The following is a 13,591-nucleotide window of genomic DNA, read 5'->3' as shown; positions in this document are numbered from 1 at the left end:
AATGATTAGCGACGGCTAATAATGTCGTGACCGTTGCGTAAGTATGTGCTACGAGAGTTTTTCAAGCTTGCAATGCGCTCTTCAGCTAGACGATCTGCTGCTACATAAGTTGCTATGCCATCACGTTTTGAAATTTCGATTACTTTTGCAATTGTGTCATAAATAGACTCAACACGTTTTAGTGCACGTTCTCTATTGTATCCATATAATTCGTCTGCTACGTTAATTACACCACCAGCATTAATAACATAGTCTGGTGCGTATACAATACCCATTTCATGAATCATGTCGCCGTGACGATTTTCTTTTAATTGGTTATTTGCAGAACCTGCGATTACTTTTGCTTTAAGTTGTGGAATAGTTTCGTCATTAACTGTTGCGCCTAATGCACATGGTGCGTAAATATCACATTCAACACCGTAAATTTCATTTGGCTCAACTGCCGATGCACCGAATTCTTCTACCGCGCGTTGTACAGCTTCTTTATTAATATCTGTAACGATTAATTTTGCTCCTTCAGCGTGTAAATGTTTGCATAGGTGATATGCTACGTTACCAACACCTTGAACAGCAATTACTTTTCCTTCTAAATTATCAGTACCGAAAGCCTCTTTCGCAGCTGCTTTCATACCACGATAAACACCGTATGCAGTTACTGGAGATGGGTTACCAGAAGAACCGAATGATGGTGAAATACCTGTTACAAAATCAGTTTCTTCGTGAATAATATCCATATCATCTACTGTTGTACCAACATCTTCAGCTGTAATGTAACGTCCGTTTAGTCCTTGAATGTATCGTCCTAATGCACGGAACATCGCTTCACTCTTATCTTTACGTGGATCACCGATAATTACTGTTTTCGCACCACCTAAGTTTAAGCCAGCTGCTGCATTTTTGTATGTCATCCCTTTTGCAAGACGCAATGCATCTTCAATCGCCGCTTCTTCAGAATCATATGTCCACATTCTTGTTCCACCAAGAGCTGGTCCAAGTGTTGTATCATGAATTGCAATGATTGCTTTTAAACCAGATTCTTTATCTTGACAAAATACTACTTGCTCATAATCATATTTTTCTAAGTATTCGAAGATTTCTAATGTCATTGTCGTTTCCCCCTAGTGATTTACCCTGTTTGGTTTATTTTGAAGCAGTCGTAACTGCCAATGCTAATGAATATACTTTTGTTTCTGCTGAATCAGCACGAGATGTTAAAACAATCGGTGCTTTTGCGCCAGCAATCATAGCTCCTACTTTTGCATCCGCAAAGTATACGAGTGATTTGTATAGCACATTTCCAGCTTCAATCGTTGGGACGAGTAAAATGTCTGCCTTACCTGCTACATCACTTACTATGCCTTTATGTTCTGCTGCAATTTGTGATACTGCATTATCTAAAGCAAGTGGTCCATCAACGACACAATTTTTAATTTGTCCGCGGCGATTCATTTGAGTTAACATCGCGGCATCAATTGTCGCTTGCATCGCAGGATTAACAACCTCTACCGCTGCAATTGGTGCTACCTTCGGCAAATCTATTCCTATTGCCTGGGCAACTTCTACAGTATTCTGTATAATAGCAGCTTTTTGTGTTACATCAGGTGCAATGTTCATCGCTGCATCTGTAACAAAGATAAGACGATCGTAATTTGGAACTTCAAATGCTGCAACGTGTGAAAGTACGCTACCTTTACGAAGTCCCCACTCTTTATTTAATACAGCTTTCAAAATATTTGCTGTTGGGATGTTTCCCTTCATAAGAACATCTGCTTCGCCATTTCTTACAGCTTTAACAGAAAGTTCAGCAGCCTCAGCACTTGACGCTGCTGCAATCACTTCAATGTGTTCTGAAGTTTGTAAACCATGTTCTTGTAGCATCCCCATTATTTTTTCTTGATTTCCATATAGACGAAATTGAGCTAGCTGTAATTTAATTGCTTTCGCTACAGCTTCAATTACTTCATGATCTTCAGCTACTGCTACAGCCACAGTTTTTTTAGGCTGTCCTGCTGCTTGATCAATTAAGTGTTCTAACTTCATATTTTGTAATCAACCCTTTCCGTCGTCCCTCGTCTATTTATAAAGCAAATACCGTGCCAACTTTCAAAAGTGGTCTTACCAATAATGAAAACGCATTCAAAATGCAGTAAAATCAATACTTTGGAAAATAACAAAACATTCTGTCTTGTTTTGTCGTATTTTGTATACCATGCAATAAATTGCATGGTACGCAATTTATTGCATGCTATTTTTTGCACACTCATACTTTTCTAGCTTGTAATATAAATTTCGAACCGAAATTCCTAACGCTCTTGCAGTTTTTGTTTTATTTCCATCAAACCTCTCTAAACATTCATGAATGATATGCCCTTCAAACTCTGTCACTAAATGTTCAAGTGGCTTTTCTTCTAATTCAGGTAATAAGTTATTTTGTTTTACCTCAGTCTGCTCTTCTGTATGTAAAGGTGGTAAATGATGGACATCAATATATATTTCGTTATAATTCATAAAGATAATAGCTCGTCCTAAAATGTTTTCAAGCTCTCTCACATTTCCTGGCCATTCATATGATTGTAAATATGAAATAGCCGAATCAGTGAGCCCCTCTACATTCCGGCCATAATCTTGGTTAATTTTTTGAATCAACCTGTCTGCAATTGCCGGTATATCTCCTTTTCGCTGACGAAGAGACGGAATTTGAATTGGAATTTTATTTAATCGATAATATAAATCCTCTCTAAACCCTCCTTCTAGAATGCCCTTTTCTAAATTCACATGTGTTGCTGCAATTACCCGGACATTTATAGGTATCGCTTTCGTTCCACCAACTTTTACAATTTCTTTTTCTTGCAACACGCGAAGGAGTTTCGCTTGCGTATTTGCAGACAATTCTCCTATTTCATCTAAAAAGATACTACCGTTATTCGCTTCCTCAAAAAAACCTCGTTTTCCGCCTCTTTTTGCTCCTGAGAATGCACCTTCCTCATAACCGAATAATTCACTTTCTAATAAAGTCTCGGAAATAGCAGCACAGTTTACCCGGACGAATTTATTATATTTTCGATTACTTCCATTATGAATTGCATGTGCAAACAATTCTTTACCCGTTCCGGATTCTCCGCGTAGCAATACTGTTGCTGGTGTATTCGCCCCAAGTTTCGCCTGCTCAATAGCAGCCGTTGTTTCATCTGAATTTCCGACAATGTCATCAAATGAATATTTCGCTTCTAACGTTCGAATAATTTGCCTTGCCCTATTCAATTCATTTGTTAACTTTTGAATTTCTGATACGTCACGAATTACACCAACGCTTCCTTTCAATATCCCATCCACTATAACTGGCGCTACGTTTACAATTACATCACGCTTCTTTTGTCCAATCTTCATATGTATTCCGCGTACCGCCCTACGCGTTCGAAGTACTTTCATATGCATACTTTCACCTTCTACAATATCAGTTGTAGCCGGTTTCCCAATAATGTCCTCTTCCGTTAAACCTGTTAATTTCGTATACGCAGGGTTAATTACTAATCCTCTTCCCTTTTCATCCACGACCGAAATTGCTTCCTCAGACGAGTTGATAATCGCCTCAAGTAACGTTTGAATCTCCTTTAAATCTGTAACTTCTTCCGCAAGATCTACAACCTCTGTTATATCTTTAAAAATCGCAAATGCCCCTTGTACTTCTCCTCCCTCTTTTAATATTGGAATACGGGTTGTAATAATTTTCTTTTCATTCTCTAATGTCAGTTCATAATTTACTTCTATTTGTTTCGTACGTATAATACGAAGCAACTTACTAGTCGGAATAACTTCTAAAATATATTTCCCTACCGCATCTTCTTTTTTATATCCGATAATACGCTCTGCACTTTTATTAAATAGGCGTACTTGTCCATCTCGATCAATCACAATCATACCGTCATGCGTAGAATTTAAAATTAAATCCCCTTGCTGCGTCTGTTCTTCTAACTTTCCAATTAAACCTTCCTTCTCATGTGCTAATCTCGTAACAATTTTCGCAATATCACCTGGTATAAGAAGAGTATCTTTATGCTTTTTCTTTATTAAATCTTTATGTAAATCATCGTCACCCGTCATATCAAACATTACATCAATATGCATAGAAAGAAACGGCGTTACACTCTCTCCAATTGTAACCCCGTATTCCTTAGCCATTTGTAATCCCTTCGCTATCGGATTTATATCAATAATCCCTATAATTTGAAATATATTCGAACTTTGCAACAGATTCAGCAGTGTACTGCCACCTTCACCTGCACCAACAATTAAAACTTTTTGTTTCATATATTACACTTCCTCTCGAAGTATCTCTGCAAAATTTTTCACACCCTTATCTTACTCGTTCAGCCCCCTCTTGACAAACCCCCTTTTCATATAACATCATTGAAATAAACAAAATAATCTGAAAAGGAGCGTTTATATGCAGCGTTACCTTGCTCTATCATTAGCACTCATCCCTATTTCATTAGCTGTGTTTGGCATTAAGTTAATGAGAGATACTGTATTCGGGATTCTATTTCCTCCACTCTCTATACTGTGGTTACAATTTTTAATTGGCGCTCTTTGCTTCGCGCTCGGGTTTTATATTTTTGGTGGCTTCGTCTTACACCGAGACCGTAAACGAAATAAAGTACAAGCTCGCTTTAGAAGATAGGAAAGCCCCACTATTTATAAATAAAAAATGAGACCGTTACACTCGGTCTCATTTTTTTATTGGCAATAACATTCTTGCTGTTTCAGGATAATCAGTAATAATCGCCGAAATATTCATATCAAAATATTTACGCATAAGCGTTTCTTCATTAATTGTATAAGGGCGAACCTCTACACCACTCTCCATCGTTAATTCAGCAACGGCTTCTTGAAGATAACGATAATTAGGATGCACTGCTGTAGCGCCCATTTTTTTCGCATATGCCCATGGACTATGCAAACCTTCGCGATATAAAATCGCTGTTTGAATATCAGGAGCCATCATATGACACCTTTTCATACTGTAGTGATTAAATGAAGAAAATATAACACGATTTTCTAGATTACATTTCCGTACAAGCGTTATAACTTCTTCCTCTAAACCTCTGTATGGAATTTTATTATTTTTAAGTTCAATATTAAGTAGCAACTCTGTTTTTTCAATCCATTCTAACACCTCTTCTAAAAGAGGTATTTTACAAAAACCTACTTTATCACCGAATTTATAGCTCGCATCTAATTTACATAAATCCTCATATAAATAATTACGAACCGCACCTTTTCCATTTGTTGTCCGGTCCACTGTTTCATCATGAATGACGACAACTTTTCCATCTTTCGTTAATTGAACATCAAGCTCAATTCCATCTGCTCTAAAAGATTCAGCCGCTTCAAATGAAATCATTGTATTTTCTGGGTACGTTCCCGCTGCACCACGATGTGCAAATATAAGAGTCATCCTCACTCCCCCAATCTTATGCTATACTATACGAAAAAGGAGGTACTTCTATGAGACCATTACAAATTTCTCCAGACACTGCAGTCCGCCTATCAAAAGCATTAGGTGTTCCACTTGAACAACTTATGCATATGCCGCAGCACATTTTAATTCAAAAGTTAGTTGAATTAGAAAAACAAAATAAAGACGAAGAATAATACAGTCCTGTTTTGCAGGGCTTTTTATTATTTTCTATTATATCACGGATGACTTCCCTGCTAAAACCCTTTAACAGATGCACTATGATTCCATGTAATCTTTTCTCAAAACATTTATATTCAATTAAATGAAACCCCCCTCTTTTAATAAAAGAAGGGGGTTCTTACTACTTGTTTCAATTACTCAAATTATGCATTTTTTTCTTTGTTAAAAATCATAAACAATTTATACAACCCTAAAGAAGCTGGAATATTCATAAATGCAAATGCTTCATACGTATAATGAGGAGCTGTTTCCCATAGTAACAAGAAAGTAAATACTCCTAATGTACTAATCATCGCAATTCGTATAACTTCCGATTCATTTTCATCTTTCTTTTTATAAAGAATAATAGCCGCCAGAACAGCTACATAAACGAATAATTTGATAACATACGAATATATAGTAACGATTTCATAATTCGTTGTACTATAGTTCGATACGTAATTAGTTATCGTGTCATTCTTCTGCTCAAACCATTCTCCAATACGGTACATGGAGAACTGACTTGATACCCATTCTCTAGTTATTTTTTCATTTAAATGTTGTACATAACCCGTTACACCAAGTTCACTGAAACGCTGCACTATAACTTCTTTATTGTGTTCATTCAAATCCTTCGTATTCTTTATGTTTTCATCATCAATATAATCTGCATCTGCCTGATTCCACACACCATACGTATCTTTGTTCAGCCCCATTTTCACCCAATGAGTGAATGGAATTTTTTCAATTTCATTATCGGTGCTGAGATTTAACTTTGTCGTTATACCTTTAAAACTTACAATAAGGATTAAACAAAATAAAACACTACTTAACACCTTTATAGAATATTCCTTACGAAACTTTAAAATATTTTCAATTAAAATCGCTAAAGCTACAGCCAATGCGGTTGGTCTTATAATATAAGTACAAGCTGCGAAACCCCCTAATAAAATCCATAAAATAATCTTCATTCTTTTTGTTTCCGCCGTTTTCAAGCACAAATATGTATACATCGTTGCTGAAATAAAAAATATTACTAATGTATGCGTATAGAAAACTGGTGCCTGCCAATATATAAAAATGTTTAGCACAGATAACACGATCGATATGTGAGCAACTTTAAAGTTTGTAATTTTCCTTACAATCAATACATTTAAAATAATACTACCTGTTATACAGGCTATCGGTAATATTTTTATCGCTAAATCTACACTTCCTACCAATCTAGCAAAATATCCTCCTAATAATACGATATGTGTATTATATGGATAAAATAGAAGCTGTCCCATTTCTAAGAATTGATCATCTCCATTAAACACAGAGACAATCCCTTGTTTAAGGATGGCATAATCTCCTATAACAGGGTTAAATGCTATGGAAGTAATAAATATTTCCATCATCAAAATGATTATACTACCTAAAGTAATCATAATATTTGTGTGTGTTCTTTTCATTTTATTAATAACCCACTTATAATACATAAAAAAGAGCGCAAATAAAAGCAACGTCACCGCTATAACAGCACCGACTTTTTCAGGAGTATACTCCTCAGTCGGATAAGGAAATTCACCACTCATCAAAATTGTTTTGGGGATAAAAAATTTACTTACTATCATTGAAAATATAGATAAAAACACCGTCATAACAATGAGTGGGTAAGCTCGATTCACTATTTTTTTTAAAGTCATTCATCCATTCTCCTATATTTCTAAATTTTCCCAATCAATGATACGTTATAGAGATTATGATGTCAAACCCACGTATTTCCTGTGCACACCCTATTTTCACTGCATTTTTTATATACATATGCATTCCTTCAAAATCCTTAAATCAAAGCAAATAAAAAGACCAACGAATTCTAAAATTCATTGGTCATTAAATAAAAAGTTCATTGGTTTTACATTTAATATCGAGTATAAATTTAAAGAATGATTAAGCTTTACTAAAACTTAAATCCCTTACTATCTTTACTCTCAGCTAGCCTTATGTTCAAGTCTCAGCTTATCCGCAACCATTGCGATGAACTCGGAATTCGTAGGTTTTGCTTTTGACATGGATACTGTATAACCGAATAAGGACGAAATAGAATCAATATTCCCACGACTCCATGCTACTTCAATTGCGTGACGGATTGCACGCTCGACGCGGCTTGCTGTTGTATTATATTTCTTCGCGATATCTGGATACAATACTTTCGTAATAGATCCAAGTAATTCGATATCATTGTACACCATAGAGATTGCTTCCCTTAAGTACATATACCCTTTAATATGAGCAGGCACACCGATTTCATGAATGATACTCGTAATGCTCGCGTCTAAGTTTTTCGGTTTTCCATCTATTGTAGTTGCTGAACGGAAAGATGGAAGTGGACGTTTAATGGTAGCGTTCGCCTTACCGCTCACTTGACGAATATGACTCGTTAAATTCTCCATATCAAATGGTTTTAATATGAAATATGAAGCACCTAAGTCAACTGCTTTTTTCGTCACATCTTCTTGTCCAAATGCTGTCAACATAATTACGCTAGGCTGTCTTAGCCTTTCAATATGTCGCATTTTCTCTAGTACAGCTAAACCATCTAAATGTGGCATAATAATGTCTAAAACAAGTACATCCGGCTGCTTATCATTTAATAAATTTAAACACTCTTGACCATTATAAGCAGTACCAATTACTTCCATATCATCTTGAGCAGCTACGTAACTCTCTAACATTGATACTAATTCTTTATTATCATCCACAAGACATACTTTAATTTTCTCCACAGCTTTTCCTCCCTTACCGAATCGATTCTCCGACATGTGTATCCTTCTAGGCTACATGAATTGTTCGACAATTGTGTGAAAATTCCCTTTTAAAGTTTGTTACTTTCCGATAAAATCACAAAAAAATATGTTTATCGTTCATTTATTCCCTTTCGCAACACATTCCATCATAGAAATACAACGAAACGTTCAACCCTTTTCTTTTATTTTACAACAAAAAACACCTCTTGCGGAGCTTTTACAAAATTTCAACGAATTTTTCAACAGAAAAGCGAGCTAATTAATAATTAGCTCGCTTTTCTTTCTTGCTCATAAATGTTAATTCCAGCCTCATGTAACATCCATTCAATATGAACACCATATCCTGATGTTGGATCATTTACAAATACATGTGTAACAGCACCAATTACTTTCCCGTTTTGTACAATTGGACTTCCGCTCATGCCTTGTACGATACCACCCGTTTTCGCTAATAAACGTTTGTCTGTTACTTTTATTACCATGCCTTTTGTAGCTGGGAACTTTTGCGGTACTGTACTTACAACTTCAATATCAAACGCTTCCACTTTATCTTTATCAATAACTGTTAATATTTTTGCCGGTCCCTCTTTCACTTGATGAGATAGTGCAATAGGCATCGCTTTATCCATTACGCCATTTGGTATATTTGTATTTAATTTTCCGAATATACCGAATGGACTATTTATTGTAATATTACCAATCACTTCACGATCTGGTGAGAACCTCGCTAATTTCTCTCCTGGATTCCCATGACTACCTCTTTCAATTGATGTAACTGTCGAACGCATAATTTGTCCATCTTCGACTTGAATCGGCTTTTTCGTATCGTTATCAGAGATGACATGACCAAGTGCCCCATATTTCATAGAATCAGGATGAACAAATGTCATTGTTCCGATTCCAGCTGCCGAATCACGAATATATAAACCAATTCGATAAGACGATTCTCCACTGTCTTTTTGTGGTGTTAACTTAGTGCGGATATGTTTCCCATCTCTTAGCAAAACAAGATTAAGCGGTTCGCCTGTTTCACCACTATTATGAATAAATGGTGCTACATCACTCATTCTTTCAATTGTTTTACCATTAATTTCAGTAATCATATCTCCAATTTGCACACCAGCTGTTTCACCAGGAGAGACTTTCCCTTTTTCAGTTTGAATTAAATGATGCCCTACAACAAGTACCCCTTTTGTATTTAACTTCACACCAATTGATTGTCCACCTGGAATAACTTTAAAATCTTTCAATACTTTCACATTTACTTTTTTCACTGGAAAACCAGCAAGCTGAAACACCATATCTGCTTCACCATTTTGATGAGGATTTACCATAAGTCCTTGTTTTTGTTCATTGGAACTTACTGTAAACACATGACGATCTGTAGATGAAGCTTGAAAAACTGGTAATGAAGCTATTTCTGATTGTTGTCCTTCAAAAACAACAAGTTGCTTCGGGGATGAAATAAACGTCCGAAGCGGTTTAAAACACCCAATAAAAACTAAAGAAACAAGGAGACAAAGACCTATTATTTTGCGAAATCTTTCTAATCTCAATTTGTTCACTCTCCTCGCTCCTACCCCACATTCAGCCTCTTGGCTTCACTTTTTAATCTCTCCTTGCAGTGCTTTATTTATAACCGGAAGAATTAAGAAATCATTATTTGAGAAAAAAAGCTATCCATTACTGGATAGCCTCTGCTGTCTGTTTAAAATGATGCGCTTGCGTAAGTAATTCTTTCGCATGTTCTGTCGTTAAATCTGTAATTTCCACACCAGAAATCATTCGAGCTATTTCTGTTACTTTATCCTCCATAGTTAAAACGGTAACTGATGTAATTGTCCGATCATTCGCTACTTGTTTTCGAATAAATAAATGTGAATCCGCCATTGAAGCTACTTGAGGTAAGTGCGTAATACAAAGTACTTGCGAGTTTACTGATACTCGATAAATCTTTTCCGCAATAGCCTGTGCAACTCGACCACTTACACCAGTATCCACTTCATCAAAAATAACAGATGCAACACCTTGATGCTTAGAAAAAATGCTTTTTAAAGCTAAAATAATACGAGATAACTCTCCGCCAGAAGCGACCTTTGAAAGTGGTTTTAGCGGCTCACCTGGATTTGTTGAAATATAAAATTCCACATGATCGTAGCCATCCGCTGTAAGCCTTACCGGGGCACCCTCAACAAGAGGCTCTTCAGCATTTCCTTCTCTCTTCATGATTCTAACTTCAAATTTTGTTTTCTCCATATATAATTCTTTTAATTCCTGATGAATGGCATTTGTAAGATGCTCTGCAAGCTCATGACGCATATTACTTAAGGACGTTGCTTCTTGCAGAATAACACTTTCTAATTCCTTTAATTGCTTCTTCGTCGTTTCAATATGAACGTCTTTATTTTCAATCGTAAAAATTTCTTGTTCAATTTTATCAGCATACGCTAAAATCTCTTCTACAGTATTTCCATATTTTCTCTTTAGCATACGAATTTCATTTAAACGCGTTTCAATTTCGTCTAAACGATTCGGATCATATTCCATCATATCGAGCTTTTCTCTAAGTTGATACGCAACTTCTTCTAATAAGTAGTAGCTATTTGCAATTGAATCATGATTTTCTTGATACACTTCATCTAAATGTGTAATACTCTCCATTTGTCCCATTGCACTTCTTACATTATCTAAACCTTGTCCGTCAGCGCTTAATGAGCGATATGCATCGCCTAATGCTTTGTAAATTTTTTCAAAATTAGAAATTTTCAATCGTTCTTCAGTTAATTCAATTTCTTCATCCATCTTTAAATCCGCCTTACTGATTTCTTCATGCTGGAATTGAATTAAATCTAAGCGATGCGCCATTTGTTGTTCATTTTCACTTAACGATTTCAACTGTTTTTTTAATTTCTCATAGTCAGCGTATACATTTTGATATATACCCAATTGTTTAACAATGCGATCTCCATCAAAATGATCAAGCATAAACATATGACGCTCTTCATTCATTAAATCTTGTGTTTCGTGCTGCCCATGAATATCAACAAGTGTTTTTCCAATTTCCTTTAATATACTAAGGGTGACCAGTTTCCCATTTACACGACATACACTTTTTCCATTTGCAGCGATATCACGCTTCAAAATAATCATGCCGTCTTCTATTTCTATATCCAACTCTTCTGCCTTTTCAATACACGGATGCTTATCATCTTCTACATAAAATAGCCCTTCTATCTCAGCTTTTTCTGTTCCGTATCGAACAAATTCCGCTGAACCACGACCCCCTACAAGTAAACTAATCGCATCAATAATAATCGATTTTCCGGCCCCTGTTTCACCACTTAAAACCGTTAACCCTTTTTGAAAAGAAATATTTAATGCCTCAATAATAGCAAAGTTTCTAATCGATAATTCCGATAACAATGCCCCATTCACCTCGTTATAAACTAATCCCCTATTAAGGGCTTTTCTCAGTTCTTCATTCAAATAGTCATACTATATGTTTGTATGTATAAATTACTTTTCTAACCGCTCCATTGTACCAAACATTCGTTTTACGGGTCAATCCACCTATTTTCTAATTTTATTCAAAGAAAATATTATATTACAATTAAGAATTCACATTTTTAACCAATAAAAAAATCCTGTTCACTTTCCACTTTACAGAGGAAAGCAAACAAGATTTTTTTATTACAGCATATTTAAGAAACGATCAGAGACAACACCTGTATCTTCAGGTGTACGGCAAATAATTAAGCAAGTATCATCACCACAGATGGTTCCGATGATCTCATCCCACTCTAAATGATCAATAAGTGCTCCAAGTGAATGAGCGTTACCAGGCAATGTTTTTAGCACAAGCATATGTCCTGCCGTGTCTAATTTTACAAATGAATCCACTAGATTGCGTTTTAATTTTTGTAACGGATTAAATCGTTGATCTGCTGGCAAGCTATATTTATAGCGACCATCATGTAATGGCACTTTCACTAAGTGCAGTTCTTTAATATCGCGCGATACTGTTGCTTGCGTTACATTAAATCCCTCATTACGTAAAATATCAACTAATTCATCTTGTGTTTCAATTTCTTTGTTCGCAATAATTTCCCTGATTTTAATATGGCGCTGACCTTTATTCATACATTTGCACCTCACACTATCTCTTACCATAGTTTAAACATTGGTATACTTCACTTATTTATGTTAACTTATAATTCGTTGCTTGTACACAATTGTTTTTACAATCATTATACAATTACAACAAAAAGAGGAATAACATATGTTATTCCCCTTTTCCTTTTTGTTTTAGGACATCATGCGCCTCTGTAACTACTTGCTCAACAGAAACTGGAGAATGATTTTCGCCATTCTCACGTTCACCATGCCATTTCAGATGAATTAAAAATTCAATATTACCATCCCCGCCCGTAATTGGTGAGAATGTTAAACCTTCTACGTCGTATCCTTCTTTTATAGCAAAGTCGACAATCATTTCTACGACAGCCTCATGTACTTTTCGATCACGAACGATACCTTTTTTCCCAACTTGCTCTCTTCCAGCTTCAAACTGCGGTTTAATTAACGCTGCTACATCCCCATTAGGCATAAGCATTGTTTTTAAAACCGGCAGTATAAGCTTTAATGATATAAATGACACATCGATACTAGCAAATTGCGGTAAACCACGTTCTAAGTCTGCTGGTGTCACGTAACGGAAGTTTGTCCGTTCCATTACGACAACACGCTCATCTTGACGCAATTTCCACGCAAGTTGATTGTATCCTACATCTAATGCATAAGATAATTCCGCTCCGTTTTGAAGCGCACAATCTGTAAAGCCACCAGTTGATGAACCAATATCTATCATAACTTTATCTTGTAAATCCAGGTGAAATGTCTCTAATGCCTTTTCAAGTTTATAACCACCACGGCTTACATACGGCATAACTTGGCCCTTCACCGTAATCTCTGTATCTTGTGGGATCTTCTCTCCTGGCTTATCAAGTCTCATCTCATTCGCATATACAAGTCCAGCCATAACGGCGCGTTTTGCTTTCTCACGTGTTTCTATAAGTCCTCGCTCTACTAATAGTACATCTACTCTTTCTTTTTTTGCACTCATTTG

12 protein-coding genes are annotated in these 13,591 nt (G+C 35.9%); 2 read left to right on the top strand and 10 right to left on the bottom strand.

Annotated elements, in window-relative coordinates; all coding sequences use genetic code 11:
- Positions 1 to 5: 5 nt before the first annotated feature.
- From ILT06_RS03970 to ILT06_RS03960, 3 genes are all read right to left on the bottom strand, one after another.
- A complete protein-coding gene (locus tag ILT06_RS03970) occupies positions 6 to 1,106 on the bottom strand; it encodes a leucine dehydrogenase (RefSeq protein ID WP_000171359.1) in 1,101 nt (366 codons plus the stop codon).
- Positions 1,107 to 1,140: 34 nt separating this feature from the next.
- Entirely contained in the window at positions 1,141 to 2,040 is a 900-nt protein-coding gene (gene yqiS / locus ILT06_RS03965; protein ID WP_088048131.1) for a phosphate butyryltransferase, read from the bottom strand.
- Positions 2,041 to 2,235: 195 nt separating this feature from the next.
- Positions 2,236 to 4,308, bottom strand: a complete 2,073-nt coding sequence (locus tag ILT06_RS03960; RefSeq protein WP_064474834.1) for a sigma-54 interaction domain-containing protein — start codon at positions 4,306 to 4,308, stop codon at positions 2,236 to 2,238.
- Between the two features lie 136 nt (positions 4,309 to 4,444).
- Here ILT06_RS03960 and ILT06_RS03955 point away from each other — a divergent pair, with 136 nt between their 5' ends.
- On the top strand, positions 4,445 to 4,678 hold the full coding sequence (locus tag ILT06_RS03955) for a DUF2627 domain-containing protein (RefSeq protein WP_064474833.1): 234 nt from the start codon (positions 4,445 to 4,447) through the stop codon (positions 4,676 to 4,678).
- Positions 4,679 to 4,726: 48 nt separating this feature from the next.
- Here the strand turns inward: ILT06_RS03955 and ILT06_RS03950 are convergent, their stop codons facing one another.
- Positions 4,727 to 5,455, bottom strand: a complete 729-nt coding sequence (locus ILT06_RS03950) for a glycerophosphodiester phosphodiesterase (protein ID WP_088048130.1) — start codon at positions 5,453 to 5,455, stop codon at positions 4,727 to 4,729.
- Between the two features lie 50 nt (positions 5,456 to 5,505).
- On the opposite strand from ILT06_RS03950, the gene ILT06_RS03945 reads away from it, so the two are divergent.
- On the top strand, positions 5,506 to 5,652 hold the full coding sequence (locus ILT06_RS03945; RefSeq protein ID WP_001247671.1) for a YycC family protein: 147 nt from the start codon (positions 5,506 to 5,508) through the stop codon (positions 5,650 to 5,652).
- A 189-nt stretch (positions 5,653 to 5,841) separates the two neighbouring features.
- On the opposite strand, the gene ILT06_RS03940 is transcribed toward ILT06_RS03945, so the two are convergent.
- From ILT06_RS03940 to ILT06_RS03915, 6 genes are all read right to left on the bottom strand, one after another.
- Positions 5,842 to 7,365 carry a glycosyltransferase family protein gene (locus ILT06_RS03940; RefSeq protein ID WP_098102844.1) on the bottom strand — a complete coding sequence of 508 codons (1,524 nt, stop codon included), beginning with the start codon at positions 7,363 to 7,365 and terminating at the stop codon, positions 5,842 to 5,844.
- Between the two features lie 285 nt (positions 7,366 to 7,650).
- Positions 7,651 to 8,445, bottom strand: a complete 795-nt coding sequence (gene spo0A, locus ILT06_RS03935; RefSeq protein WP_033656399.1) for a sporulation transcription factor Spo0A — start codon at positions 8,443 to 8,445, stop codon at positions 7,651 to 7,653.
- Positions 8,446 to 8,732: 287 nt separating this feature from the next.
- Positions 8,733 to 10,031 carry a SpoIVB peptidase gene (spoIVB, locus tag ILT06_RS03930; RefSeq protein WP_002096319.1) on the bottom strand — a complete coding sequence of 433 codons (1,299 nt, stop codon included), beginning with the start codon at positions 10,029 to 10,031 and terminating at the stop codon, positions 8,733 to 8,735.
- A gap of 118 nt (positions 10,032 to 10,149) precedes the next feature.
- Positions 10,150 to 11,889 (bottom strand): DNA repair protein RecN, encoded by a 1,740-nt coding sequence (recN, locus tag ILT06_RS03925; RefSeq protein WP_222654862.1) that lies wholly within the window; start codon positions 11,887 to 11,889, stop codon positions 10,150 to 10,152.
- Positions 11,890 to 12,156: 267 nt separating this feature from the next.
- Entirely contained in the window at positions 12,157 to 12,606 is a 450-nt protein-coding gene (gene argR / locus ILT06_RS03920; RefSeq protein ID WP_001032581.1) for an arginine repressor ArgR, read from the bottom strand.
- Between the two features lie 142 nt (positions 12,607 to 12,748).
- On the bottom strand, positions 12,749 to 13,588 hold the full coding sequence (locus ILT06_RS03915) for a TlyA family RNA methyltransferase (RefSeq protein ID WP_222654861.1): 840 nt from the start codon (positions 13,586 to 13,588) through the stop codon (positions 12,749 to 12,751).
- Positions 13,589 to 13,591 lie beyond the last annotated feature (3 nt).

This window comes from Bacillus sp. 17RED48 (assembly GCF_019837545.1).
Taxonomy (GTDB): Bacteria; Bacillota; Bacilli; order Bacillales; family Bacillaceae_G; genus Bacillus_A; species Bacillus_A wiedmannii.
Note: the sequence above shows the minus strand (reverse complement) of the source record. Positions and strands in the feature narration are given on the sequence as shown.